The organism is Kineococcus sp. R86509, assembly GCF_042466365.1.
Lineage (GTDB): Bacteria > Actinomycetota > Actinomycetes > Actinomycetales > Kineococcaceae > Kineococcus.
Window position 1 is genome coordinate 734,064 of sequence record NZ_JAXHCE010000001.1, and the last position, 25,660, is coordinate 759,723.

Below are 25,660 nucleotides of genomic sequence, written 5' to 3' on the forward strand. Positions count from 1 at the left end.
CACGTTAGGGTGCCGTGGTGTCGCGTCTCCTGCTCAGCAGCAAGTCCGTCAAGAGCGTCTCGGTCGACGCGCTGGTCCTGGGACTGGCTCCCGCGACCGGCAAGCGTCCCGGCGCCCCCGAGGTCCTGGGGGGTGACGACCTCCCCCGCGCGACGCGTTCCGCGCTGGCCGAGGCCGCGCTGGCCCTGGGTGCGAACGGCAAACCGGGCACCGTGCACCTCGTCCCCGGGACGACCGGGCTCGCCACGCCCCTGGTCGCACTCGTGGGCGTCGGCACCGCCCCCGACCACGAGACCCTGCGCCGCGCCGCGGGTCAGGCCGTGCGCGCCCTCACCGGCAAGGGCCGGGTCGCGTTCGCGCTGCCCACCCCCGACGCCGCCACGCTGGCCGCCGTCGCCGAGGGCGCCGGGCTCGGTGCCTACGCCTTCACCCGCTACAAGGCCGCCGAGCGTGAACCGGTCGCCGAGGTCACGCTGCTGGTCGACAAGCCCCGGGACAAGACCTTCCGCGCCGCGGTCGAGCGGGCCGAGGTCCTCGCCCGGGCCGTCGCGACGGCTCGCGACCTCATCAACACGGCACCGGGCGACCTCGCACCGGCCGACCTCGCCGCGGCGGCGCTGCAGGCCGCGGCGGGGACCTCGCTCACCGTTCGCGTGCTGGACGAGCAGGCCCTGGCCGACGGCGGCTTCGGCGGCATCCTCGGTGTGGGCCAGGGGTCTTCGCGTCCCCCGCGCCTGGTCGTCGTGGAGCACGCACCGGCCAAGGCCAAGGGCCACCTCGCGTTCGTCGGCAAGGGCATCACCTTCGACTCCGGCGGTCTCTCACTGAAGCCCGCGGGCGGCATGGAGACGATGAAGAGCGACATGTCGGGTGCCGCGGCCGTGCTGGCCGCGGTCCGGGCGGTCGCCGACCTGAAGCTCCCCGTCAAGGTCACCGGTTGGCTGGCCATCGCGGAGAACATGCCCTCCGGCACCGCGATCCGCCCCTCCGACGTGCTGACGATGCACGGCGGGACGACGGTCGAGGTCCTGAACACCGACGCCGAGGGACGGCTCGTCCTCGGTGACGCGCTCGACGCCGCCTCGGCCGAACGTCCTGACGCCATCGTCGACGTGGCCACCCTGACCGGCGCCCAGGTCGTGGCCCTGGGGAACCGGGTCTCGGGGATCATGGGCAACGACGAGGAGTTCCGCAGCGCGGTCCTCGCCGCGGCCGAACGGGCCGGGGAGTCGTTCTGGCCCATGCCGTTGCCCGAGGAGCTGCGGGCGACGCTGGACTCCCCCGTGGCCGACCTGGCCAACATCGGCGACCGGGCGGGCGGGATGCTCGTGGCGGCGGTCTTCCTGCGCGAGTTCGTCGGCGACTCCGCCGCGGGGACCGCGATCCCCTGGGCGCACCTGGACATCGCCGGTCCGGCCTTCGCCACGGGTGAGCCGTGGGGGTACACCCACCGCGGCGGGACGGGTGTCGCGGTGCGGACCCTGGTCGCGCTGGCCGAGGACCACGCCGGGCGCTGAGCCCGGCCGGGGCCCGGGACGCACCTGCGGGGCCGTTCCCCGGAAAGGGCCGCGGCCCCGATGAGGCATTCCGGTGCTTCTCGGTCCGATTCCCGTGGTGAAACGTTCTGGGAACGGGAACCTCTGCATCAGAGGCTGTTCACCGACGGTTTCCATGATCGAAGAAGCCCCGGCCTGCTGATCGAGTGATCGTTTCCGAGACAACTCGTGCACTCTCTGCAACTAGCTATATGCTCTCGGTGACGACCTAGTTCGGGGGCGTCACCACGCCGACCGGTTCGGTACATCGCACAGCTCCCCGGTGTGCACCGGGGCTCTCGTCACGGAGGCACCATGTCCAGCACCGCCATCCCGTCCCGCTCCTCCCGCCGCCTCGCGCGTCTCGCCGCCGGTCTCGCGGCCACCGCCGTCCTGGCCGGTGGCGGTCTGGCCTCGGCGGCCGTCGCGTCGGCTGCCCCGTCCGCGACCCTCACGACCGCCAAGGTGGCCCCCGGGTTGAAGGCGACCTCGACGGTCGAGCGCAAGGAATCGGCGACGCAGCGCAAGGAGTCCACGGTCGACCGCAAGGAGTCCGCGACCCAGCGCAAGGAATCCACGGTCGCCCGCAAGGAATCCAGCACGCAGCGCAAGGAGTCCACGGTCGCCCGCAAGGAATCCGCGACCCTGCGCAAGGAGTCCGCGGTGGACCGCAAGGAATCGGTCACCTCCGAGAAGGAGCGCTGAACCGCTCCTCCAGACCTGCCGGTCCAGACGAACCGAACCCCCCGCACACAGCGCCTGCTCCCCCGGGACCGGGCGCTGTCGTGCGTCCAGCCCTGCCCCCCAGCGTCACCGCTCGCTCACACACCCCCTCGCGCTGCGTGCGGGACGTGGTGAGAGGATCGCGACGGAGCAGTCGCCAGCACAGCCGACCTCAGGAGCATTTCGTGGCAGGTGCCGCCGAGCAGCAGTACGACGTCGTCATCCTCGGGGGAGGTAGTGGGGGCTATGCCGCCGCACTGCGTTCCGCCGAGCTGGGCCTGAAGGTGGCCCTGGTGGAGAAGGACCTCCTGGGAGGAACCTGTCTGCACCGCGGGTGCATCCCGACCAAGGCCCTCCTGCACGCCGCCGAGGTCGCCGACACGACCAGGGAGTCGGAGACCTTCGGGGTCCGCGCCTCCTTCGAGTCCATCGACATGGCGGGCGTCAACAAGTACAAGGACGGCGTCATCGCGCGCCTCTACAAGGGTCTGCAGGGGCTCGTGAAGTCCCGCAAGATCGACCTGATCTCCGGGACCGGCAAGCTCGTCGCGAAGGACACCGTCGAGGTCGACGGTCAGCGCTACACGGGCCGGTCCGTCGTCCTGGCCTCGGGTTCCTACTCCCGCAGCCTGCCCGGCCTCGAAATCGGTGGCCGGATCATGACCAGCGAGACGGCCCTCGGCCTGGACTCGGTGCCCGAGAAGGTCATCGTCCTCGGCGGCGGGGTCATCGGCGTCGAGTTCGCGAGCGTGTGGCGTTCCTTCGGTGCCGACGTGACGATCGTCGAGGCCCTCCCGCACCTGGTCCCCCTCGAGGACGAGGCGGCCAGCAAGGCCCTCGAGCGCGCGTTCCGCAAGCGCGGCATCACGTTCTCCCTCGGCGTCCGCTTCAAGGGGGTCGAGCAGACCGACTCCGGTGTCGTCGTCACCCTCGAGGACGGCAAGACCTTCGACGCCGACCTCATGCTCGTCGCCGTCGGTCGTGGTCCGAACACCGCCGGCCTCGGCTACGAGGAACAGGGCATCACGATGGACCGCGGGTTCGTCCTCACCGACGAGCGCCTCGCGACCAACGTCGCCGGCGTCTACGCCGTCGGCGACATCGTCCCCGGCCTGCAGCTGGCCCACCGCGGGTTCGCCCAGGGCATCTTCGTCGCCGAGGAGATCGCCGGCCTCGACCCGAAACCGGTCGACGAGCTCGGCATCCCGAAGGTGACCTACTGCGAGCCCGAGGTCGCCTCCGTCGGCCTCACCGAGGCCAAGGCCCGGGAGAAGTTCGGTGACGTCGACGTCCTCGAGTACAACCTCGGGGGCAACGGCAAGAGCCAGATCCTCGGCACCACCGGTTTCGTCAAGCTGGTCCGGCAGAAGGACGGCCCCGTCGTGGGCGTCCACATGGTCGGCTCCCGCATGAGCGAGCAGGTCGGCGAGGCGCAGCTCATCGTGAACTGGGAGGCCTACCCCGAGGACGTCGCCGCCCTCGTGCACACCCACCCCACCCAGAACGAGGCCGTCGGAGAGGCGTTCCTGGCGCTGGCCGGGAAACCGCTGCACTCCCACTCCTGACCCGAAACTGAAACCCGCGGCGTCCTCCGGGCGCCGGAGAACGTCCGTGAGGAGAACCGAAGACATGTCGAACTCGGTGCAGATGCCCGCTCTCGGTGAGAGCGTGACCGAGGGCACCGTCACGCGGTGGCTGAAGTCGGTCGGTGACACCGTCGAGGTGGACGAACCGCTGCTGGAGGTGTCCACCGACAAGGTCGACACCGAGATCCCCTCGCCGATCGCTGGTGTCCTGCTGGAGATCCTCGTGCCCGAGGACGAGACGGCCGACGTCGGCGCCGACCTGGCCCGCATCGGTGAGGCGAGCGAGCAGGGCGGTGGGGAGTCCGCGCCGGCGCCGCAGGAGGAGTCGAGCACGGAACCCGCGCCGGAGCCCGAACCCGCGCCGGAGCCCGAACCCGCGGCCCCGTCCGCCCCGGCCCCGGCTGCTGCGCCCTCCGCCGGCTCCGGTGGTGGCGAGCCCGTCAAGATGCCCGCGCTCGGTGAGTCCGTCACCGAGGGCACCGTCACCCGCTGGCTCAAGGCCGTCGGGGACAGCGTCGAGGTCGACGAACCGCTCCTCGAGGTCTCGACCGACAAGGTCGACACCGAGATTCCCTCCCCGATCGCCGGCACCCTGCTGGAGATCCTCGTCGGCGAGGACGAGACGGCCGACGTCGGCGCCGACCTCGCCCGCATCGGCGACGCCTCCGCGCAGTCCCCGGCCCCGCAGGAGGAGACCCCCGCGCCGCAGGAGTCGCCGCGGGAGGAGTCCCTGGCCGACGAGGTCGCGGAGCGCGAGACCGCGCAGTCGCAGGCCGAGCAGGCCACCCAGCCCTCGACGCCGGCCGCGAAGGAACCCGAGGCCGCTCCGGCCCGGGAATCCGCTCCGGCACCCACCCCCGCTCCCGCCCCGGAGAAGCCGGCGGCTCCGGCCGCGGCCGAGGCCACCGGTGGCAGCACCTACGTGACTCCGTTGGTGCGCAAGATGGCCAAGGACCTCGGGGTGGACCTCTCCTCCCTCACCGGCACCGGTGTCGGTGGCCGCGTGCGCAAGCAGGACGTGCAGGAGGCCGCGGACAAGGCGGCGGCCGCCGCGAAGGCCGCTGCGGCCCCGGCCCCGGCCCCTGCGGCCGAGAAGCCCGCAGCCAAGCCCGCCGCGACGGTGGAGTTGTCCGCCAAGCGCGGCACCACCGAGAAGATGTCGCGCCTGCGCAAGGTCATCGCCCAGCGCATGAAGGACTCGCTGCAGAACTCCGCGCAGCTGACGACGGTCATCGAGGTCGACGTCACCCGGGTCGCCCGGCTGCGGGCGCGGGCGAAGGACAACTTCGCCGCGACCGAGGGCGCGAAGCTGACGTTCCTGCCGTTCTTTGTGAAGGCCGCGGTCGAGGGGCTCAAGCAGCACCCCTCGCTCAACGCCAGCATCGACGGCGAGAACATCGTCTACCACGGCACCGAGAACGTCTCGATGGCCGTGGACACCCCCAAGGGCCTGATCACCCCGGTGATCAAGGACGCCGGGGACCTCAACCTCGGTGGCCTGGCCCGCAAGATCGCCGACCTCGCGGCCCGCACCCGGTCGAACAAGATCACCCCGGACGACCTGTCCGGCGGCACGTTCACCATCACCAACACGGGCAGCATCGGGGCGCTCTTCGACACCCCGATCCTCAACGCCCCGCAGGTCGCGATCCTCGGAACGGGCGCGATCGTCAAGCGTCCGGTCGTCCTCACCGACGCCGAGGGGCAGGAGACCATCGCGATCCGCTCGATGATGTACCTGGCGCTGTCCTACGACCACCAGGTCGTGGACGGTGCGGACGCGGCCCGCTACCTGCAGACCGTGAAGAAGCGCATCGAGGCCGGCGAGTTCGAGGGCGACCTCGGTCTCTGACCCGACCTGTTCCGACAACCCCGTTCCCGCCCGGCGGGAACGGGGTTGTTCCTTTCCCGAGAACCTGGAGTTCCACCGTGCGCATCCTCGTCAGCGGAGCCAGCGGGCTCATCGGCCGTCACCTCGTCGCGAAGTTGCGCAACGGCGGTCACGAGGTCGTGGTGCTGGTCCGTCGCCCCGAACGCGAACCGTCCGAGCTGCGCTGGGACCCGGCCACCGGGGACCTCGACCCGGCCCGCCTCGGCCGGATCGACGCCGCGGTGAACCTGTCCGGGGCCGGGGTCGGCGACAAGCGGTGGACCCCGAAGTACAAGGAACTCATCCTCCGTTCCCGCACCGAGACGACGTCCACCCTGGTGCGCGCGCTCGTGGCCCTGGACGAACGCCCCGAGGTCCTGGTGAACGCGTCGGCGATCGGGGCCTACGGCGACGGCGGCGACACCGTGCTCACCGAGGCCGCCCCCCGCGGTGGGGACTTCCTCGCCGAGGTCGTGCGGGAGTGGGAAGAGGCGACCGAACCCGCTGCCGCAGCGGGGATCCGGGTCAGCCTGGCCCGCACCAGCCTGCTCGCCAACCCCGTCGGCGGCGCCTTCGGACAGTTGCTGACGCTGTTCCGCCTCGGTCTGGGCGGACCGCTGGGCGACGGCCGCCAGTGGTGGAGCCTCATCTCCATGCCGGACGAACTCGCGGCGCTGGAGTTCCTGCTCACCCACCCCGTTCCCGGGCCGGTGAACCTCGCGACCCCGGAACCCGCGACGAACACCGCCGTCGTGAGCGCCCTGGGGGCGGCCCTGCACCGTCCCGCCCTGCTGCCCGTCCCGTCGTTCGCGCTGCGGATGGTGCTGGGCGAGTTCGCCGAGCAGATCACCGCGAGCCAGCGGGTGGTCCCGACCGCTCTGCTGGAGGCGGGGTTCACCTTCCGCCATCCCGACGTCGCCTCGGTCACCGGCTGGCTGGCGAACGCCTGAGCGTCACCCGACCGCGCTGATCCGCCACTCCCCCTCGACCCGGTCCAGGGTCAACCGGGACGTGCGCGGTGCGCTCTGCGGGACGCTGGTCCGGGCCCCGTCCGCGGCGACGGTCTCGTGCGCCGACGTGACGACGTCGGCGCTCAGGGTCCACTGCTCCTCCGTCCTGCTCTCGACCCGCACGTCGCTCACCGCGAACCCGAGCCCCGTGAGGGTGGTCCCCGCACGGGCGAGGTCGTCGAGCACCGCCCGGTCCGTCGCGGCAGCCGACGACCCGGGGACGTCCACCCGGTCGAGCGCACCGGCCTCCCCCGAGGAGAGCGCGCTCGCCCGGCGGTCGGCGAGTTCGGTTACGACGGCGACGGGATCGACCCCCCGGAGGACGTCGGCGCCGGCGATCACCGCGGGGGTCTCACCCACCGGCGCTGCCGGGGTCTTCCCCGCGACCGGCGCCGCGACGTCGGGCGCCGCGGCGGACGCGACCGGGGAGGCGGGCGCCGACGACCCGGAACCGTCGCCGCGCAGCGAGAGGGCGAACGCCCCAGCGCCCACGACGAGCACGACGCCTCCGGCCACGAGGGGGAGCCGCACGCCGCGGGTCCCGCCGCCCGCCCGACGCCGGGGCGGCCTCGCAGGAACCGCCCGGCGCCGAACGGTGGGCGTCGCGGGGCTCGGGCGCGCGCTGACCGGCGGCGGGGCCGTCTCGGACAGCTGCCGGGTGGCTCCCGGCGGTGGCGGGACCACGGGTGCCGGGGTGCCCGGAACCCGCCGGGGCGCGGCGGGTGCAGCGCTCGGCGTCAGACCCCGGACCGCCCGCGGACGGGACGCCGCGGACACCGCCGCGGCCAGCTCACCGGGTGTCGGACGACGGGACTGGCTGCGGTGCAGCCCTTCCTGCAACGCGGCGAGCACGACGGCGGAGGATCCGGGCGGCAGGTCCGCGGCCGCCCGCCGGACGGCCGACCGCGCGCCGAGCGCCCCGGCGCGGGCCGGCACCTCACCCGTCAGCGCCCACCACCCCAGCGCGGCGAGCCCGTAGACGTCCGAGGCCGCACCGACACCACCGCCGCCCAGAGCGGTGGGGTCGGCGAAACCGGGTGTCCCCAGGACGCTGCCGTGCTGGCGCCCCAGGGCCCGCGAGACCCCGAGGTCGGCCAGCAGCGGTTCGCCGCGGGCGTCGAGCAGGACGTTGCCGGGGGCGATGTCCCCGTGCACCACACCGGCCGCGTGCAGGTCCTCCAGGGCCGGGCCGAGCACCGCGAGCAGCCCGGAGACCTCGCCGGCGCTGAGGCGCCGGCGCTGCGCCACCAGGGCCGCGAGCGACCCGCCGACCGCGAGGTCGAGGACCAGGACCGGTCGCCCCTCGGCGTCGGTGGAGATGTCGTGCACCGCCACGACCCGGGGGTGGCGGACCCGGCGCAGCATGGAGAGCTCGGCGAGGAGGTCCCCGGAACCCCCGGGGTGCAGGACCTTCAGCGCACGTTCGACGTCGTCGACGCCGGTGCCCGCCCAGACGACGCTGGAACCGCCGGCGCCCAGCAGGCGGTCGATGCGGTAGCCGTCCACCTCGGGGGCGCGGCGGCGGGGATCGTCCCCGAGCGCGGCCAGCGCCTCCCGCCGCCACTGCCGGGCGGGGGCCGTCTGCGTTCCGGGTCCTGTGCGCTCCACGTCTCAAGGGTGCGCTACGACGGGGACTGCCGTGCCGGTTGTCCACAGGCTCGATAGGCTCTGCGGGTGACCGTCAGCACCACTTCCGATGCCTCCTCCCTCAGCCCGTACGGGACGGAGTCCCCGCACGGCTCGGCGCTGCGCTCCTCGGCCGAGGTCGTCGTCATCGGCGCCGGGCTCGCCGGCCTCGCGTGCGCCAAGCACCTCAGCGCAGCCGGGCTCGACGTGGTGGTGGTGGACTCCGCCGACGCCGTCGGTGGCCGGGTGCGCACGGAGACGGTGGGCAGCTTCCGCGTCGACCGCGGGTTCCAGCTGCTGAACCCCGCCTACCCCGAGGTCCCGAAGGTCCTCGACGTGGAGGCCCTCGACCTGCAGTCCTTCGACGCCGGAGTCGCCGTGCACCGCGGTGGCCGGGTCAGCACGCTGCGCGACCCCCGGCGCCACCCGACGGCCGTGCTGGACGCCCTGCGCTTCCCGCTCGGTTCGGTGAAGGAGAAGGCCGCCCTCGCGCGCTGGGTCCTGAAGGTCACCTCCGCGGGCGACCTCAAGGACGCCGACACGGGCTGGTCGGACGCGCTGGACGCGGCCGACGTCCACGGCGAACTGCGCTGGTCGATCCTCGAGCCGTTCCTGGCGGGGGTGCTCGGCGAGGTCGACGGGACCACGTCGCGCCGCTTCGTCGACCTGCTCGTCCGGAGCTTCCTGCGCGGGACCCCGGGCCTACCCGCCCGGGGCATGCAGGCCGTCCCCGACCAGCTGGCGGCGGGGCTCCCCGCCGGGTCCGTCGTCCTCGGGACGGAGGTGCGCCACATCGGTCTCGCACCGCGTTCGCTGGTCGTCCAGACCGTGGCGGGCGGGGTGAACTGCGAGCGGATCGTCGTCGCGACCGACGCGCACACCGCTGCCCACCTGGTCCCCGAACTCTCGGTTCCCGACAGCAACGGGCTGTCGACGTTCTGGTTCACCGCCGCGACCTCCCCCGCGCCGCAGTCGCGGGAGAAGCTGCTGCACCTCGACGGCGACCGGTCGGGTCCCGTCGTGAACTCCGCCGTCGTGTCGTCGGTGGCCCCCGGCTACGTGCTGGCCGGCAGCGACCACCGCGCGCTCGTCAGCGCCCAGACCCTCGGCACCGACACCAGCGCCGAGACGGAACAGCGCGTGCGCGAGCAGCTCGGCCGGGTCTACGGCGTGAACACCGGCGCCTGGGCGCTGGTCACCGCGCACTCCATCCCGCACGCGCTGCCCGTGGTCGCGCCGCCCTTCGAGGGGCCGCAGCCGGTCGAGGTGGGCGACGGCGTGTTCGTCGCCGGGGACCACCGCGAGAACTCCTCCCTGCAGGGCGCGCTCGTGTCCGGTCGGCGCGCCGCGGACGCCGTGGTGTCGAGCGTGTTCGGCCGCAACGGGATCCGCCGTGCCGGCTGACCGCCCGACCATCGTCGCGACGTCGGGCGGTTTCACCCGTCGTGAGCGCGGCGGGCTGGACTGGGCGGGAACGGCGCACCTCGCCGTGGAGCTCGCGAAGGTCCCCGCGAGCCGGCGTCCCCGGCTCACCTACCTGGGCACCGCCGGTGGCGACCAGCGGACCTGGGCCGCCGAGGTGCACGCCGCCGGTGAACGGGCCGGGTTCTCCACCACCGTGCTCGACCTGTTCCCGATGCCCAGCGTGGAGGACCCGGCCGCGCAGTTGCTGGGTTCCGACGTCGTCTGGGTCGGCGGGGGTTCGGTCGCGAACCTCCTCGCCGTCTGGCGCGTCCACGAGCTCGACGAGGCGTTCCGCGCTGCGTGGCAGGCGGGGGTCGTCCTCGGCGGGGTGAGCGCGGGGTCGATCTGCTGGTTCCAGGGCGGCACGACCGACTCCTTCGGGACGGAACTGCGCCCCGTGACGAACGGACTGGGCCTGCTCCCCTACGGCAACGGCGTCCACTACGACTCCGAGGCCCGTCGCCGTCCGCTGGTCCACGAACTCGTGGGTTCCGGGGTCCTGGGCGAGACGCACTGCAGCGACGACGGAGTGGGTCTGGTCTACCAGGACACCGAACTCGTCGAGGCCGTCACCGAGGTCCCCGGCAAGGGTGCCTACATCGTCCGGCGGGGCGAGGACGGCGTCGTCGAGACCCGCGTCGACCCCCGCCCCCTCTGACCCCTACCCGCGATCTCGCCGGGTTTTCCCGCGGGATCGCGGGTCAGGAACGGGCGCGGAACAGGTCGGCGGCGCGTTCGGCGACGGCGACGACGGGGGCCTGGGTGTTGCAGGTCGGGAGCGACGGGAACACCGACGCGTCGCAGACGAACAACCCCTCCACCCCGTGCACCGCGAGGTCCGGCCCGACCACCGACCGGTCGTCGGTCCCCATCGCGGCGGTACCGCTGGAGTGGAAGAACGTGTCGACGCTGCGCCGGACGAAGGCCACGGCCTCCGCCCGGTCGCGCGGGCGACGGTCCGGCGCCGCCGCCCCGGAACTCAGCGCCCGGTACCCCGAGGTCGCCATCAGGTCGAAGACGGTGTCGATCGACTCGACCAGCGCCTGCAGGTCGTCGGGTTCGGCGAGGTAGTTCGGCTGGACGTGCAGCGGAGCGCCGGGCTCCGACGACGTCAACCGCACCGCACCGGTGCTGCGCGAACCCATCAGCCCGGGCGACACCGCGAAGACGTCGCCGGACACGTCGTGGGCGGCGCGCACCTCGGGACCGGCGTGCGGACCTTGCACGACGAACGCGTGCAGGTCCGGGCCCACCCCGGCCACGGAACTGCGCCAGTTCAGCATCGCGCCACCCCCGTTGTCCCGCACCGGGCCCAGTGGTTCGCGGGCCCGGAACACCATGCCCATGAGCAGCGGGTGGTCGGCGTAGCGGTCTCCCACCCCCGGCAGCGCGACCCGCGTCGCGAGCCCGAGCCGGGACAGTTCCGCGGGGTCCCCGATCCCGGACATCGAGAGCAGTCGCGGGGTCTCCAGGGCACCGACGGACAGCACCACCCGCTCCGCCCGGGTCGTCCGCAGTCCACCGTCCACGACGTGCTCCACCCCGACGGCGCGCAGGCCCTCGAACACGACGCGGTGCACCGGGGAGCCGGTGAGCACGTGCAGGTTCGGCCGCTCCAGCGCCGGTTCGAGGTAACCCCGCGCCGTGCTCCAGCGTTCCAGGACACCGTCTGCGCGGCGGCGGGCGTTGAAGTTCGCCAGCGTCGCCCCGAGGTTGTCGGCGGCGTTGGCGTCCTCGATCACGGGTAGCCCGAGTTCGGCCGCACCGCTCAGCAGCGCCGACGCGACGGGGTGCGGGTCCCTCGAGGTCTCGATCCGCATCGGGCCACCGGCTCCGCGGAACTCGCTCGCCCCGCCCTCCCAGTCCTCGCTGCGGCGGAAGTACGGCAGCAGCGACGCCCAGTTCCAGCCGCTCGCCCCGCGACGTTCCCAGTCGTCGTAGTCGCTCGGGTGCCCGCGGTACCAGAGCATCGCGTTGATGCTGGAGGACCCGCCGAGCACCCGGCCGCGCGGGATCGGGATCGTCCGCCCGTCGACGAGGGCGGTGGGCGCGTGGACGTGCCGGTGGTCCAGGTCCCCGCCGAGCAACGACACCCAGCGACCGGCGTCGAGGACGTCGGCCAGCCCGCGGTGGTCGGGGCCGGTCTCCAGCAGCAGCACCCGGGCAGCCGGGTCGGCCGACAACCGGTTCGCCAGGACGCACCCGGCCGCGCCGCCACCGACGACCACGTAGTCGTAGGTCATGTCACCCGCCCGTGTCAGTTGTGCTCGCTCGGGCCCATGATGGTGATGCCCTCGGTCGCCTCGACGTGGCGGACGAAGACGTACTTGTCCTCCCGGCCGTCGGAGTGCTTGCGCTTGATCCCCGGTTGCAGGATCCCGTCGGTCTTGGCGACGAGCACGTAGGGTTCGTCGGCCGCGAGTCCCGCGGCGCAGTGGGCGTCGAACTCGTCGAGGTCGCTGGTGACGAACGCCTTCTCCACACCGCAACCACGGGCGATCGCGGCGAGGTCGACGCGACCGCTGGCGGTGTGCGTCCTCGGGCCGCCGATGGACTGGTACTGCTCGTTGTCCCACACCACGACGAAGAGGTTCTTCGGCTGTTCGTTGCCCAGGGTGGCGAGGATGCCGAGGTTGAACAACAATCCCCCGTCGGTGTCCAGGGACACGACCCGCCGGTGCGGCAGCCCGACGGAAAGGCCGAACGCCTCGGGGGTGACGCACCCGAGCTGCTGCTGGAAGAGGCTGGCGCTGCGCATGTGCGGGGCCGCGTCGTACCACTCGTCGACCGCCCCACCGAGGGACAGGACGACGAGTTCGTCCTGCAGGCGGGCCCCCAGACGGGCCATGCACCGGTAGCGGGACATCCTGGCCGTCGTCGTGGTGCTCATCGGACGATCCCTCCGCCCAGCACGACGGCCGAGTGGTAGTAGGCGTTGTAGGACCAGTCGTAGGAGTCGGTGATCGCGCGTTCGATCTCGGCGACCTCCCGCACGATCCGGTAGGGGGTGCGCAGGGCGTCGAGCAGCGGTTCCATGGTGATCCCGTGCGGGATGGCCCACCAGTTGTTCTCGCCGAGTTCCCCGCGGTAGCTCATGAGCATGATGACGGGGATACCGGCGCCGAGACCCATCCGCGCGAGGTGCTCCGTCGCGGCCCGCAGCCCGGAGTTCTCCATGACCAGGGCGGCGCGCTTGCCGGAGAGGAACACCCCGCCGCAGATCGCGGCCCCCTCCCCCTCGTTGGTCACCTGGATGGTCCGGATCTCCGGGTCGGCGTCCAGGGCGGGGTAGAGCTCCTTGAGCAGGGAGTCGGGCAGGTACGCGACGACGCTGACGCCGGCCTTCTTCAGCCCGGCGATCACCGCCTCGACGGCTTCGGGGGTCATGCGCTCGTCTCCTCGATCTTCGGGGGGCCGGGGACCGAGAACCGGCTCCCCGGGTGGGTCGGTGCGAGCCGGCCACCGGGACGACCGGACAGCCTCTCGCGGAGCGTGGGGCCGGAGGCTCCTGTCGTCGTGGGGCCGGAGGCTCCTGTCGTCGTGGGGCCGGAGGCTCCTGTCGTCGTGGGGCCGGAAGACTCGCCGAGCAGACCGCGGTCGCGCAGCAACGGCTGGACGAGCTCGATGAACTCCTCGTAGCACTCCTGGCCGCCGAACGTCGGTTCGAGCATCAACCCGTCGACGTCGCTGCCGGTGACGATGGCGGTCAGCTCGTCGGCGACCTCCGAGGGGGAACCGGTGACCTGGAACCCCCGGATCGCCTTGCGCCGGAAGTCGTCGAGGACGTGCCCGACGGTCGGGACGGGTTCGCCGGGCCGGACGAAGCGGTTGACCAGGGTCTGCCCGGAGTCGCTGGGCGGCAACGCCGTCAGCGGGGTCGTGGGGTCGACCTCGCGGAGGTCGAGGCCGGTGAAACCGGCGAACACCACGGCCGCGTCCCGCACGGCGAAGCAGGCGTCGAGCTCGGCGCGCTTCTCCCGCGCGGCGGCGGGGTTCTCCGCCACGGTCACGGTCACCCCGGTGATGACCTTCACGTCGTCGGGCCGCCGCCCGTGCCGGACGGCCTGGGCGCGGATGTCGGCGACGTGCGCCCCGGCCTGCGCGACCGTCTGGCCCTGGATGAGGACGGCCTCGGCGTTGCGCGCGGCGAACGCCCGGCCGCGGGCCGAGGTCCCGGCCTGGAACAGGACGGGGGTGCGCTGCGCGGAGGGGGCGACGGCGAACTGCCCCGACACCCGGAACGCGTTCCCGGAGTGCTCGGTGCGGTGCAGCCGGGCCGGGTCGGCGTACACGTTGGCGCCACGGTCCCGCAGTTCCGCACCGTCCTCCCAGCCGCCCTGCCACAACTGCAGGCACACGTCGACGAACTCGTCGGCGACGTCGTAGCGCGAGTCGTGCGTCCCCGACGCGGCCACGCCGAACAACCCGTCCGTCGTGGACTGCGACGAGCCGGTCACGACGTTCCAGCCGATCCGTCCGCGGGTGTAGTGGTCCAGCGACGCGAACCGTCGGGCCGTCGCGTAAGGGTGCTCGACCGTCGTCGGGGAGGTCACCACGAAACCCAGCCGCTCCGTCGCCGTCGCCAGCGCCGGGATCGCGAGCATGGCGTCGAGCGCGGGGAACTGCAGGCCGTGCGCCGCGACCTCCACGGGCAGCGATCCCCCGATCGTGGGGTAGCCGTAGGTGTCGGCGAAGAAGAGGAAGTCGAACCCCGCGCGGTCCAGCGTCCGGGCGAGCCGGATCCAGTAGCCCAGGTCGTCCCAGTCGTCACCGCGACCACCCGGGTGGGTCCAGGTCGGCATGCCGTTGCTGGGGTTGATCATCTCGAACACCCCGAGGGCGATGCGCTTGCGTCCCGGGGTCACAGCAGCCCCACCACGGTCTTGGTCTCCAGGTAGTTCTCCAGGCCCTGCGGCCCGTTCTCGTACCCCCAGCCGGACTCCTTGTGCCCGCCCTTGGGCAGTTCCGGGCCGAGGTAGGAGTGGCAGTTGATCCACACCGTCCCGGACCGGATCCGGTGCGCCACCCGGTGCGCGGAGCTGAAACCCTGCGTCCACACGCTGGCGGCGAGGCCGTAGCGGCTGTCGTTGGCCCAGGCGAGGACCTCGTCGAGGTCGTCGTAGGGCGTGACGGTGACGACGGGCCCGAAGACCTCCTCGCGCACGATCCGGTGGTCCTGCGCGACCCCGGTCACGACGGTGGGTTCCACGAACGTCCCGAGCTCGCCGCTGCGCCGTCCGCCGCTGACGACCTCGAGACCGTCCTCGCGCAGGTAACCCTCGACGCGTTCGGCCTGGGCGGTGCTGACCAGCGGCCCGAGGTCGGCCTCGGGGTCGAGGCCGTGCCCCAGCCGCAACCCCCGGCCGAACGCGGCCATCCCCTCGACGAGCCAGTCGTGCACGTCGCGGTGGGCGTAGACCCGGGAACTCGCGACGCAGACCTGGCCGCCGTTGTCGAAGATGCCGCGGGAGATCCCCTCGACCGCCTCGGTGAGGTCGGCGTCGGGCAGCACGATGGCGGGTGACTTGCCGCCGAGTTCCAGGGTGAGGCGTTTGAGGTTCCCCTCGGCCGCACGGAGCAACCGCTTGCCGACGGCGGTGGACCCGGTGAAGGCCACCTTGTCGACGCCGGGGTGCCCGGCCAGCGCCTGGCCCGTCTCGTGGCCGTAGCCGGTGAGGACGTTGACGACGCCGGCCGGGAACCCGGCCTCGACGACGAGCTCCGCGAGGCGCACCGCGGTGAGCGGGGTGTTCTCGGCGGGTTTGAGGACCACGGTGCAGCCGGCAGCCAGCGCGGGGGCCAGTTTCATGCTCGCCATGAGCAGCGGTGAGTTCCACGGCACGATGGCCGCGACGACGCCCACCGGTTCGCGGCGGGTGTAGGCGAGGACCTCGCGCCCGACCGGGGTGCGCGAGAGCGAGGTGGGGATCGTCTGGCCGAGGATCTTCGTGGCCCAGCCGGAGTAGTAGCGGAACTGGTTGATCGCGGCGGGCACCTCCCCGAACCGCGCGGTGCGCAGGTTCTTCCCCTGGTCGAGGACCTCCAGCTCGGCGAGCTGCTCGAGGTCGGCCTCCAGGAGGTCGGCGAGTCGCCACAGCAGCTTGGCGCGCTCGGCCGGGGTCGTCCCGGTCCAGGCCGGTCCCTCCAGCGCGGTGCGGGCCGCGGCCACGGCGGCGTCGACGTCGCCGGTACCGGCCCGCGCGAGCTCGCCCAGGACCGCACCGGTGGCGGGGTCCGTCGTGCTGAACGTCCGGCCGTCGGCCGCGGGCCAGAAGGCGCCGTCGATGAGCAGGCCGTGCGGAGAGCGGTCGAGGAACTCCCGGGTGCGGGTACCGGGGGCGGGAACGGTCACGGACGGTCCTTCCGGAGGGGGACGGCGAAGCACAGAGCGCGCACAGTCGCGCCAGGGTGTTCTCGCGGGGAGGCCGCCCACCGTGGGGTTCTCACCCGATCCGAGGAGGACGCGCGATGAACCACACCCCTGGTGGCCCGCAGGACGACCACCGCCGCGACCAGCCCGTCGAGGGCACCGTGGTCCCCAGCGGTACGAGTCCGATCGGTTTCACCGGCGCCCCCGCCCTGGCCACGACCGGTCCCACGACCGGTCCCTCGACCACGCCGGTCTGGCCGCGCAGCTACTGGGCCGCGACGCCGCTCGCCCCCGGTGGCGCTGCCCCCACCCGTCGCAGGCGCTGGATGCCGTTCGCGCTCACCGGTGCCGGACTGGTCCTCCTCGTCGGCGGCGGGGCCGGCGGTTACGCCATCGGGCACGCGAACGCGGGAGGTGTGGCGACGTCGCCGACGGGGCAGACGGGCCAGCTCGTCCCCGGCACGACCGGGCAGTTCCCCGGACAGCTCGACGGTTCCACCGGTCGGTTCGGCGCACCGCCGGACCTGAGCGACGGCTCGGGCGGGCAGCTCGACCAGCAGGACGGGACCACCGACGGGACGACTGGCGGAACCACCGACGGGACCACGGACGGGACGAGTGGCGGGACCGACGACGGCACCACGACCTGAGGGCGACGTCGGGCTGTTCGACACGGTGCTCCTGTCCACGGGTGGGGGTGCCCCCAGTGAACTCCCCGGCACGCGGGTTCGGCCACGTGCGATCGGACGAAACCACCGGGCCGCGAGCCCACCCTCCCGGTGCCTGCGACCACCAGGTTTCCGCGGTGTTTCGTCGACGTTGCGACGAGCTGCGTGCGGGGTTCAGCCGTCCCCGGGGGCGGGACGGCACTGCAGCGCCAGGAACACGTCGACGCGGTCCCGGATGGTGGAGAGGTCGCGGCCGGTGACCTCCTCGATCCGGGCGATGCGGTAGCGCAGGGTGTTGGGGTGCACGTGCAGCGCCCGGGCGGCGTCCTGCCAGGACCCGCCGTGGTCGAGGAAGACCCGCACGGTGCTCACCAGGTCGGCGCCGTGGCGGCGGTCGTAGTCCTCGAGTTCGCCCAGGACGCCCGCGGCGAAGGCCGTCCGGGCGGCGGCGGGGAGCATCCGCAGCAACGACCGGTGGTCGCCGCCGGCCGAGGAGTCCAGCAGCACGACGGTTCCGGCCACCGGCCCGGGGCGGGCGTCGAACTCCCCGAGGCGCTCGGTGGCGACGGCCAGCGCGCTCGCCAACCCCCCGACCCCGGTCACGGGGTCACTGGTGGCCACGACGAGGGTCCGCCCGTCGAGCAGGTCGAGGGGTTCGGGCAGCACCTGCGTCAGGCGCGTGCCCAGGTCCGGTGCGGCGGGAGGTTCCGAGAGCACGGCGGTGGCGGTGCCCGCGTGCAGCCCGACGGCGATCCGCACACCGTCGCCCGCGCCGACCCGGCCCAGCAGTTCGACGAGGGCCTCGACCGGGAACTCCACTCCGGTGGTCCGGGCGAGCAGGACCCGCAGGGGTTCCTGCGGGTCGAGCCCGGCCAGCCGGGACAGCGCGGCGGCCTCCCCCCGGGGCAGGGACTCGTCGGTGGCGGCGGCGAGGAGCCCGGAGGTCCGCTCCCAGCGCGCCGTGCGGGACCGGTGGGCGAAGCGCAGTTCCGGGCGGAGCACCGCGGCGAGCGTGTCGAAGGCCCGGGCCGCCTCCGGGACGAGGTCCGCACCGGGGTGGTGGGCCACCAGCCGGGCCCGCGAGGGCGGCGGCCCGAGCGGCCACCACGTCACTCCGACGGACGGGGCCTTCCCGGCCCAGACGGCGACGACGAGCCCGGCGTCGAGGTTACCCGCGACCACCGGCACCGTGCCGTCGTCGTCGACCACCCAGCAGTCCACCCCGAACCGGTCCCGCACGAGGGCCAGTCCTCCGTCCAGCGCCCCGTCCGCGACGGTCTGCTGGATCCGCGCCGCGAGTTCCGCCGCGGGCGACGTCGCCGACGGTGGACCGCCGACCCCCTCGACGACGGCCTGCACGACGGAGCCGAAGGAAGCACCCTCGGGCAGCGTCGCGACGACGAGCCCCTCGCGCCGGGCGACCTCGACGAGTTCGGGCGGGACCTCCCCGAGTTCCACCAGCCCCAGGACCAGTGCGGTCGCGCGGGCGCCCACCAGGGCCCGGACGAACCGCTCCACGCCGTCGGGGCGTTCCACCCAGAGACCGTTGGAGAGGACGACGGTCCCCGGACCGAGGAACCGCGACGGATCGGGCAGGTCGGTGATGAACGCGCCGGTGACCGGGAGTTCTCCTGCGGTGCCGCCGCCGACGACGACGCGCAGCCCGAGGGCGCGCACCCCGACCAGCTCCGACAGCTTCACGGGAGGCTCAGACCCAGAAACCCTCGTGCACCGCGGCGGCCTCGTCGGCGAGCGCCGGGCCCGCCACGCGCACGACCCGCTGCCCGGCGTTGAGCACGGCGGCGCTGGAGAGGGCCATGGTCGGGTTCTCCTCGTGGTCCCCGGTGAGTTCGGCCAGCCGGGCCTCGCTCAGGGCGTGCACGACCCGGCCGATGCCCGACCAGTAGATCGCCCCGGAGCACATCGCGCAGGCCTCGGCGCTGGTGTAGAGCGTGAACTCCGCCAGCGCGGCGGACCCGAAGGCCTGGAACGCGGCGCGGGCGAGTTTCAGCTCGGCGTGCGCGGTGCAGTCGCCGTCAGCGGGGACGCTGTTCTCCGACTCCAGGACGACGGCTCCGGACGGGTCGACGAGCACGGCCCCGAAGGGGTGCTGGCCGTTCTCGCGGGCCCGGCGCGACACCGCGATGGCGTCGCGCAGACGCGCGAGGTCGGTCTCGGTGACCGGGGTCTCGGGGGTTCCGGTGCTCACGGCACGACTCCTTCCGGCTCGCCGTTCTCCGCGAGCCAGGCGCTGCGGCGGGCGAAGAGGCCGGGGACGGCGGCGTTCGCCCGGGCGATGACCTCGTGCAGGTCCGCCGTGAGGAGTTCCCCACCGCGGACGACGACCTTCCCGGCGACCATCGTCAGGTCGACGTCGGACCCCCGGACGGCGTGGACGAGGTTGTGGTGGACGTTGGTGTAGGGGCCTGCGGTGAACAGCGGCGTCATCCGCGGGGTGTCGAGGCGCACGGCGATGACGTCGGCCTGCTTGCCCGGTTCCAGCGATCCCGTGGTCTCGTCGAGCCCCATGGCGCGGGCACCGCCGCGGGTCGCCATCTCGAGGACCTGCCAGGAGTCCATGGCCGCCGCGTCGAGCGTGCGCAGCTTCCCGAGCAGGGAGGCCACCTTCATCTCCTCGAACAGGTCGAGGTTGTTGTTCTCCTTCTCGCCGTCGCTGCCGATCCCGACGGCCACCCCGGCCTCGAGGAGTTCGGCGACGGGGGCGAAACCGCTCGCGAGCTTCATGTTGCTGACCGGGTTGTGCGAGACGCCGCCACCGCGGGCGGCGAGGAGTTCGATCTCGGACGGGTCCAGCCAGACGGCGTGGGCCAGGACCGTGCGCGGGGTGTCGAAGAAACCCAACCGGTCGAGGGCGTGCACCGGACGGGCGCCGTAGCGCTGCTGGAACTGCTCGATCTCGACCTCCGCCTCGGAGCAGTGCGTGTACAGCCCCGTGCCGTACTCGTTGGCCAGGGCGATGGCGCGGCGCTGACCGGCCTCGTCGGCGTAGAAGGGGTGTTCGAGACCGACCCAGGGCACGATGCGGCCGTCGGCGGCACCGGCCCAATCGCGCAGCATGCGCTCGTTGTCGTCGAGGGTGTCGAAGTAGTCGTGCTCGGGGTGGGCCCCGACGTAGTTCACGGTGACGAGGCGGTTCCCCAGCTGCGTGGCGGCCCGGGCGGCGCCGTCGAGGTAGCGCCACATGTCGACGACGGTCGTCGTGCCGGAGAGCAGACCCTCGGCGTAGCAGAGCCACGCGGCCGCCTCGGCCTCCTCGGGGCGCAGCACCCGGTGCATCGGGTCGATGTGCAGCCGGAGCCACTCCCAGACCGGCAGGTGCTCGGCGGTACCGCGCAGCAGACCGGAGTGGTGGTGGGCGTTGACCAGACCGGGCATGAGGACCCGGCCGGGCAGGTGCTCCACGGTGGCGTCGGGGTGAGCGGCCTGCACGTCCTCGGGCGTCCCGACCGCCACGATCGTCTGGCCGCTGACGGCAACGGCCCCGGGGGCGAGGATGCGGTGCCGCTCGGGACCGGCGCCCGCGAGCGGCACCACGACGTCGGCGGTGTAGGTGGTGGTGAGGGGCACGGGCACAGGGTCCCAGAACCGCCGGCGGGCGGGGACCCCGGGACCGCGCGTCGTAGGCTGACCCGGTGCGGGGACCGGAGCTCGGGGTGGCGGCGCTGCAGGTCGAGCGGGTCGCCCTGGGGTCGCGCCCGGTCGACTACCGCGAAGCCTGGGCGCTGCAGCGGGCCCGGCACGCCGAGGTCGTCGCGGGTGATCGACCGGACACCGTCCTCCTGCTGGAGCACGCCCCCGTCTACACCGCCGGCAGGCGGACGAACTCCTGGGAACGTCCCGACGACGGAACCCCCGTCGTCGACGTCGACCGCGGTGGGCGGATCACCTGGCACGGACCGGGACAACTCGTGGGGTACCCGATCGTGCGGCTGCACGGGGCGCTGGACGTCGTGGGGTACGTGCGCCGCCTCGAGGAACTCCTCATCGCGGTTTGCGCCCGGTTCGGTGTCGAGGGCTACCGCGTGGCGGACCGCACCGGCGTCTGGACGGGAGCCGAACCGCTGGCCCCCGGGTGGCGTTCGGAGGGCAAGCTCGCCGCGATCGGGGTGCGGGTCGCGAAGGGGGTGACGATGCACGGTTTCGCCCTGAACTGCGACACCGACCTGCGGGGTTTCAGCCACATCGTCCCCTGCGGTCTGCCCGACGCCGGGGCGGCGTCGCTGAGCGCCCGGTCGGGGCACCGCGTCGGCGTCCTCGACGCCGCGGACGTCGTCGAGGAACTCCTCCCCGCCGCGCACCTCCCCGGCTGAGGTATCCCGGCGGCGGGCTCGGACCGGGGGTTCAGATCGGGAGCAGCTGGATGGCCGAACCCTTGGCGTAGCGGGCCTGCAGCGCGAGACGCTGCGAGGACGAGCTCGCGGCGTCGCGCAGGACGTCCCACATCTTGCGGTAGCGGGTCGCCCTCCAGCGCAACAGGTTCGCTGGCGGGTTGTCGGGGAAGAACGTGCGGTGGACGGCGGCGTAGTCACCGGTGCCGATCCCGTGGCCGGCCGAGGCCTCGTGCAACCGGACGTGCAGGGACGGGGTCGCCACCTCCACGAACCGGCCACGCAGCAGCAGTTGCCCGAGGAGGACCTGGTCCGAGCACGGGTAGCTGCCGAGCTGGTCGGTCCCCCACACGGCCTCGCTGCGGATCAGCCCGGACAGGTAGGCCAGCACCGCGATCGAGGAGCGGCCGTTGATCATGTCGAGGAACTGCGCCATCCGGCGACCCGGGTCCTCGTCCCAGCTGAACGAGGCCAGTTCCCGGTCGCCGCGGGCGGGGCGCCCCTCGGCGTCGATGAGGTCCCAGGTCGGCACGGCGAGCACCACCCCGGGATCCGCCTCGAGGGCGGCGACGCAGTCCGCGAGGTTGGTGCGGTCGACGAGGTCGTCGGCCATCGCCCAGCGGAAGTACTTCCCGCGGGAGAGCTGGAACACCCGGTTGAAGTTCTTCGCGAGACCGATGTTCCTCGGGTTGCGCAGGTAGCGGACGCGGTCGTCGCGGGCGGCGAACCCCTCCGCGATCTCGCGCGTGCGGTCGGTCGAGGCGTTGTCGCAGACGATGAGCTCGAAGTCGGTGTACGACTGGTCCAGCAGCGCCTCGAGGGTCTGCTCGAGGTACGCCTCGCCGTTGTAGACGGGGACGCCGACGCTGACCGTGGGCGCATCCGCACGTTCGTGCTCCCGCACTGTGCCCTCCCACCCTGACCCGACCCCGGAACTCGGTGTCGACTGCTGCGAGGGTGCACCGGCCGGGACCGCCACCACAACTCTCACCTGGGGTGACACCGTCACCCCAGGCGGACCGTGCGTCATCCCTCCCGCCGTGTGGGGGAGGGACGACACCGGGGGGTCAGAGCTGGGGTGCGACCTCGGCGGCGATCAGCTCGAGGTGGTCGAGGTCGTCCAGGTCCCAGATCTGCAGGTAGATCCGTTCGACCCCGGCCTCGGCGTAGCGACCGATCGCGTCGACGACCTCCGCGGGCGTTCCGGCGAGCCCGTTCTGCCGCAGTTCGTCGGGGTCGCGGCCCTCCGAGCCGATGTGCCGCGCCCGGCGGGCCACCTCCTCCTCGTCCCGGCCGCAGCACACGACGAGGGCGGAGGAGTAGGCCAGCGAGGCGGGGTCGCGCCCCACGAGCGAGCACGCCTCACGCACCCGGCCGAAGGCGGCGGCCGTGTCGGCCGGTGAGGAGAACCCGGAGTTGAACTCGGCCGCGTACTGCGCCGCCAGCGCCGCCCCGCGCTTCTTCCCGGCCCCGCCGACGATGATCGGCGGCGGCGACTGGACGGGTTTGGGCAGCGCCGGCGAGCCCGTCAGCCGGTAGTGCTCACCGGCGAAGTCGAACGTCTCCCCCACGGGCGTCGCCCAGGACCCGGTGATGAGGGCGAGCTGCTCGGCGAAGCGGTCGAAGCGTTCCTTCAGCGAGGGGAACGGGATGCCGTAGGCGGTGTGCTCCTCCTCGCACCACCCGGTCCCGAGGCCGAGTTCGACGCGGCCGCCGGACATCTCGTCGACCTGGGCCACCTGGATGCCCAGCACCCCGGGGTGGCGGAAGGTCGCGGAGCTGACGAGCGTGCCCAGGCGGATCGAGGTGGTGTCGCGGGCCAGCGCGGCCAGCGTCGTCCACGCGTCGGTCGGGCCGGGCAGGCCGGAGCCGCCCATGGTCAGGTAGTGGTCGGAACGGAAGAACGCCGAGAACCCGGTCTGCTCGGCGGCCACGGCCACCCGTCGCAGGTCCTCGTAGCTGGCGCCTTGCTGGGGTTCGGTGAAGATGCGCAGGTCCACGCCCCGATCCTGCCGGGTGGCCCGGAGGCGAGCTCTGGCAGGGTCGGAGCATGGACGTCACGTTGCTGCCGGGCACCACCCGCACCCTCGAGCACCTGCTCGCCCGTGAGCAGACCAGTTCCCGGTTGCCCTCGGTGGTGGCCGGTCTCGTGCGCGGCGGGCGCCTGGTCTGGAGCGCCGCCGCCGGGAGCACCGGGGTCGAGGCCCCCCTGGACGCACGCGACACCCAGTACCGGGTCGGGTCGATCTCGAAGACGTTCGTCGCGGCCGCGGTGATGCGCGCCGTCGAGGACGGTCTCGTCGGTCTCGAGGACCCGGTGCGCGCGCACCTGCCCGAGCTCACCGACGGCGTGGGGCGGGTGAGCGTCGGCCAGCTGCTCGGCCAGGCCGGCGGCGTGCAGGCCGAGACCGACGGGCCCTGGTGGGAGCGCACGGAGGGCGGCGACTGGGGCTCCCTCCTCCCGATCCTCGGCGCCTCCGCCGTGCGGCACCGCCCGGGCACCCGCTTCCACTACTCCAACGTCGGTTTCGGCGTCCTCGGCGAGCTCGTGGGACGGGTCCGCGACAGCACGTGGCGCGACGTCGTCGCGACCCAGTTCCTCCTCCCCCTCGGCATGTCGCGCACCTCGATGCGCCCGCAGGCCCCCGCCGCCCGCGGTCTGGCCGTGCACCCGTGGGCCGACGTCGTCCTGCCCGAACCCGAGCACGACGCCGGCGCGATGGCCCCCGCCGGCCAGATCTGGTCGACGGTCGCCGACCTCGCGCGCTGGGTGGGCGTCGTCGCCGGTACCTCGCCGGTGCTGCGGCGCGACACCGTCGAGGCGATGTGGGAACCGCAGAGCGTCGACGACGCCCGCGGGGGACCCTGGTCGGTCGGCTACGGCCTGGGGTTGCAGCTCTGGAACGTCGAGGGCCGCCGCCACGCCGGCCACTCCGGGTCGATGCCGGGGTTCGTGGCCATGCTGCGCGTCGACGTCGAGACCGGCGACGCGGTCATCGCCCTGACGAACTCGACGTCGGGGTTCGGGGACCTGCCGAGCCGGTTGCTGTCGACCCTCGCGACGCAGGAACCGCTCTCCCCCGCGCCGTGGGTCCCGCGGGAGGTCCCCGGCGACGTCCTCGAGCTCGTCGGGCCCTGGTACTGGGGGCCCACGCCGCTGGTGGTCCGCGCCACGGGCGACGGCTTCGAGCTGGGGGGCATGACCGGGCGCGGGCGGGCGTCCCGCTTCGTCCCCGCCGGCGAACCCGGGACCTGGCGCGGGCTGGACAACTACTACGCGGGCGAACTGCTGCGCCCGGTCCGCGGCGCCGACGGCACCGTCGGCCACCTGGACCTGGCCAGCTTCCGCCTCACCCGCACCCCCTACGACCCCGGGGCCGACGTCCCCGGCGGGGTCGACCCCCGGGGGTGGGCACCTCGCGGGTGAGCCCGACGTAGGCTGGTGGGCGTGACTCTCGCACCGGAAGGGCGGCGGATGCTGCGCATCGAAGCGCGCAACGCCGAGACGCCGATCGAGCGGAAGCCGTCGTGGATCCGCACGAAGGCCCGCACCGGTCCGGAGTACACCGAGCTCAAGGGCCTGGTGAAGTCCGGCGGACTGCACACGGTGTGCGAGGAGGCGGGCTGCCCCAACATCTACGAGTGCTGGGAGGACCGCGAGGCCACCTTCCTCATCGGGGGCTCGGAGTGCACCCGCCGCTGCGACTTCTGCCAGATCGACACCGGCAAGCCCTCGCCGCTGGACCGCGACGAACCCCGCCGCGTCGCGGAGTCGATCGCGACGATGGGGCTGCGCTACGCCACGATCACCGGGGTCGCCCGTGACGACCTGGCCGACGGCGGCGCGTGGCTCTACGCCGAGACGATCCGCCAGACCCACGCGCACAACGAGGGCACGGGCGTGGAGATCCTCGTCCCGGACTTCAACGGCCGCCCGGACCTGCTGCAGCAGGTGTTCGACGCCCGGCCCGAGGTGTTCGCGCACAACGTCGAGACCGTCCCGCGCATCTTCAAGAGCATCCGCCCGGCGTTCCGCTACGACCGTTCCCTCGACGTGATCACCCAGGGCCGCGACGCCGGGCTGGTCACGAAGTCGAACCTCATCCTCGGCATGGGTGAGACCGACGAGGAGGTCCTCGAGGCGCTGGCCGACCTGCACGGTGCGGGCTGCGACATCATCACCATCACCCAGTACCTGCGACCCACCCCGCGCCACCACCCCGTGGCGCGGTGGGTGAAGCCGGAGAAGTTCGTGGAGTTCTCCGAGGCGGCCGAGCGCCTCGGCTTCTCCGGGGTCATGGCCGGTCCGCTGGTCCGCTCGTCCTACCGGGCGGGCCGCCTGTGGGCGCAGGCGATGAAGAAGCGCGGTGTCGCCCTCCCCGAGCAGCTGGCCCACCTGGACAAGGAGAGCCCCGCCGCACAGGAGGCGTCCAGCCTGCTCGCGCGCTGATCCGGGGCT

At 73.3% G+C, this 25,660-nt stretch carries 22 protein-coding genes; 11 read left to right on the top strand and 11 right to left on the bottom strand.

Annotated elements, in window-relative coordinates; translation table 11 throughout:
• Nucleotides 1-17 precede the first annotated feature (17 nt).
• The 5 genes from SJY07_RS03535 (at nt 18) to SJY07_RS03555 (ending at nt 6,664) form a co-directional block, all read left to right on the top strand.
• Nucleotides 18-1,517, top strand: a complete 1,500-nt coding sequence (locus SJY07_RS03535; protein ID WP_328295618.1) for a leucyl aminopeptidase — start codon at nt 18-20, stop codon at nt 1,515-1,517.
• Between the two features lie 333 nt (nt 1,518-1,850).
• The gene (locus SJY07_RS03540; protein ID WP_328295617.1) at nt 1,851-2,240 is read left to right on the top strand and encodes a hypothetical protein; all 390 of its coding nucleotides are present in this window, start codon (nt 1,851-1,853) and stop codon (nt 2,238-2,240) included.
• A 203-nt stretch (nt 2,241-2,443) separates the two neighbouring features.
• Nucleotides 2,444-3,823, top strand: coding sequence for a dihydrolipoyl dehydrogenase (lpdA, locus tag SJY07_RS03545; protein ID WP_380157067.1), 1,380 nt, complete (start codon nt 2,444-2,446; stop codon nt 3,821-3,823).
• A 64-nt stretch (nt 3,824-3,887) separates the two neighbouring features.
• On the top strand, nt 3,888-5,696 hold the full coding sequence (sucB, locus tag SJY07_RS03550; RefSeq protein WP_380157069.1) for a 2-oxoglutarate dehydrogenase, E2 component, dihydrolipoamide succinyltransferase: 1,809 nt from the start codon (nt 3,888-3,890) through the stop codon (nt 5,694-5,696).
• Between the two features lie 77 nt (nt 5,697-5,773).
• On the top strand, nt 5,774-6,664 hold the full coding sequence (locus tag SJY07_RS03555) for a TIGR01777 family oxidoreductase (protein WP_328295614.1): 891 nt from the start codon (nt 5,774-5,776) through the stop codon (nt 6,662-6,664).
• A 3-nt stretch (nt 6,665-6,667) separates the two neighbouring features.
• On the opposite strand, the gene SJY07_RS03560 is transcribed toward SJY07_RS03555, so the two are convergent.
• Nucleotides 6,668-8,332: a protein kinase gene (locus tag SJY07_RS03560; RefSeq protein WP_380157071.1), complete on the bottom strand. Its 1,665-nt coding sequence runs from the start codon at nt 8,330-8,332 to the stop codon at nt 6,668-6,670.
• Between the two features lie 66 nt (nt 8,333-8,398).
• Here SJY07_RS03560 and SJY07_RS03565 point away from each other — a divergent pair, with 66 nt between their 5' ends.
• Together SJY07_RS03565 and SJY07_RS03570 are read left to right on the top strand one after the other, a co-directional pair.
• Nucleotides 8,399-9,754 carry an FAD-dependent oxidoreductase gene (locus SJY07_RS03565; protein WP_380157073.1) on the top strand — a complete coding sequence of 452 codons (1,356 nt, stop codon included), beginning with the start codon at nt 8,399-8,401 and terminating at the stop codon, nt 9,752-9,754.
• Nucleotides 9,744-10,472 (top strand): Type 1 glutamine amidotransferase-like domain-containing protein, encoded by a 729-nt coding sequence (locus SJY07_RS03570; protein WP_380157075.1) that lies wholly within the window; start codon nt 9,744-9,746, stop codon nt 10,470-10,472. The genes SJY07_RS03565 and SJY07_RS03570 overlap by 11 nt, the downstream gene beginning before the upstream one ends.
• Nucleotides 10,473-10,515: 43 nt before the next feature.
• On the opposite strand, the gene SJY07_RS03575 is transcribed toward SJY07_RS03570, so the two are convergent.
• Genes SJY07_RS03575 through SJY07_RS03595 form a run of 5 tightly spaced genes read right to left on the bottom strand, consistent with a single transcriptional unit; the run spans nt 10,516 to nt 16,166 of the window.
• Nucleotides 10,516-12,057: a GMC family oxidoreductase gene (locus SJY07_RS03575; RefSeq protein WP_380157077.1), complete on the bottom strand. Its 1,542-nt coding sequence runs from the start codon at nt 12,055-12,057 to the stop codon at nt 10,516-10,518.
• Between the two features lie 14 nt (nt 12,058-12,071).
• A complete protein-coding gene (locus SJY07_RS03580; RefSeq protein ID WP_380157079.1) occupies nt 12,072-12,704 on the bottom strand; it encodes a thiamine pyrophosphate-dependent enzyme in 633 nt (210 codons plus the stop codon).
• Nucleotides 12,701-13,201 carry a thiamine pyrophosphate-binding protein gene (locus SJY07_RS03585; protein ID WP_328295608.1) on the bottom strand — a complete coding sequence of 167 codons (501 nt, stop codon included), beginning with the start codon at nt 13,199-13,201 and terminating at the stop codon, nt 12,701-12,703. The genes SJY07_RS03580 and SJY07_RS03585 overlap by 4 nt, the downstream gene beginning before the upstream one ends.
• Complete coding sequence (locus SJY07_RS03590; protein WP_380157082.1) at nt 13,198-14,679, bottom strand: NtaA/DmoA family FMN-dependent monooxygenase; 1,482 nt, start codon at nt 14,677-14,679, stop codon at nt 13,198-13,200. The genes SJY07_RS03585 and SJY07_RS03590 overlap by 4 nt, the downstream gene beginning before the upstream one ends.
• A complete protein-coding gene (locus SJY07_RS03595) occupies nt 14,676-16,166 on the bottom strand; it encodes an aldehyde dehydrogenase family protein (protein ID WP_380157084.1) in 1,491 nt (496 codons plus the stop codon). Before SJY07_RS03595 ends, SJY07_RS03590 begins: the two co-directional genes overlap by 4 nt.
• Nucleotides 16,167-16,282: 116 nt before the next feature.
• Between SJY07_RS03595 and SJY07_RS03600 the strand changes: the two genes are divergently transcribed.
• Complete coding sequence (locus SJY07_RS03600; RefSeq protein WP_380157086.1) at nt 16,283-16,834, top strand: hypothetical protein; 552 nt, start codon at nt 16,283-16,285, stop codon at nt 16,832-16,834.
• Nucleotides 16,835-17,026: 192 nt separating this feature from the next.
• Here the strand turns inward: SJY07_RS03600 and SJY07_RS03605 are convergent, their stop codons facing one another.
• From SJY07_RS03605 to SJY07_RS03615, 3 genes are read right to left on the bottom strand one after another with little or no spacing between them, the layout of a single operon-like run.
• Nucleotides 17,027-18,553 (bottom strand): PucR family transcriptional regulator, encoded by a 1,527-nt coding sequence (locus tag SJY07_RS03605; RefSeq protein ID WP_380157088.1) that lies wholly within the window; start codon nt 18,551-18,553, stop codon nt 17,027-17,029.
• A 7-nt stretch (nt 18,554-18,560) separates the two neighbouring features.
• Entirely contained in the window at nt 18,561-19,061 is a 501-nt protein-coding gene (locus tag SJY07_RS03610) for a nucleoside deaminase (protein ID WP_380157090.1), read from the bottom strand.
• Nucleotides 19,058-20,440, bottom strand: coding sequence for an amidohydrolase family protein (locus SJY07_RS03615; protein ID WP_380157092.1), 1,383 nt, complete (start codon nt 20,438-20,440; stop codon nt 19,058-19,060). Before SJY07_RS03615 ends, SJY07_RS03610 begins: the two co-directional genes overlap by 4 nt.
• Before the next feature lie 95 nt (nt 20,441-20,535).
• Between SJY07_RS03615 and lipB the strand changes: the two genes are divergently transcribed.
• A complete protein-coding gene (gene lipB / locus SJY07_RS03620; RefSeq protein WP_380162141.1) occupies nt 20,536-21,183 on the top strand; it encodes a lipoyl(octanoyl) transferase LipB in 648 nt (215 codons plus the stop codon).
• Nucleotides 21,184-21,214: 31 nt separating this feature from the next.
• On the opposite strand, the gene SJY07_RS03625 is transcribed toward lipB, so the two are convergent.
• Nucleotides 21,215-22,105 (bottom strand): glycosyltransferase family 2 protein, encoded by an 891-nt coding sequence (locus tag SJY07_RS03625; protein ID WP_380157094.1) that lies wholly within the window; start codon nt 22,103-22,105, stop codon nt 21,215-21,217.
• A gap of 163 nt (nt 22,106-22,268) precedes the next feature.
• Complete coding sequence (locus tag SJY07_RS03630) at nt 22,269-23,201, bottom strand: LLM class F420-dependent oxidoreductase (protein WP_380157096.1); 933 nt, start codon at nt 23,199-23,201, stop codon at nt 22,269-22,271.
• Between the two features lie 50 nt (nt 23,202-23,251).
• Between SJY07_RS03630 and SJY07_RS03635 the strand changes: the two genes are divergently transcribed.
• Together SJY07_RS03635 and lipA are read left to right on the top strand one after the other, a co-directional pair.
• Nucleotides 23,252-24,628, top strand: coding sequence for a serine hydrolase domain-containing protein (locus SJY07_RS03635; protein ID WP_380157098.1), 1,377 nt, complete (start codon nt 23,252-23,254; stop codon nt 24,626-24,628).
• A gap of 21 nt (nt 24,629-24,649) precedes the next feature.
• A complete protein-coding gene (gene lipA / locus SJY07_RS03640; protein ID WP_328295597.1) occupies nt 24,650-25,651 on the top strand; it encodes a lipoyl synthase in 1,002 nt (333 codons plus the stop codon).
• Nucleotides 25,652-25,660 lie beyond the last annotated feature (9 nt).

Coding starts and splice junctions, on each gene's coding strand:
- SJY07_RS03540 (WP_328295617.1), top strand. CDS start 1,851: ATGTCCAGCACCGCCATCCCGTCCCGCTCCTCCCGCCGCCTCGCGCGT.
- sucB (WP_380157069.1), top strand. CDS start 3,888: ATGTCGAACTCGGTGCAGATGCCCGCTCTCGGTGAGAGCGTGACCGAG.
- SJY07_RS03575 (WP_380157077.1), bottom strand. CDS start 12,057: ATGACCTACGACTACGTGGTCGTCGGTGGCGGCGCGGCCGGGTGCGTC.
- SJY07_RS03580 (WP_380157079.1), bottom strand. CDS start 12,704: ATGAGCACCACGACGACGGCCAGGATGTCCCGCTACCGGTGCATGGCC.
- SJY07_RS03585 (WP_328295608.1), bottom strand. CDS start 13,201: ATGACCCCCGAAGCCGTCGAGGCGGTGATCGCCGGGCTGAAGAAGGCC.
- SJY07_RS03600 (WP_380157086.1), top strand. CDS start 16,283: ATGAACCACACCCCTGGTGGCCCGCAGGACGACCACCGCCGCGACCAG.
- SJY07_RS03635 (WP_380157098.1), top strand. CDS start 23,252: ATGGACGTCACGTTGCTGCCGGGCACCACCCGCACCCTCGAGCACCTG.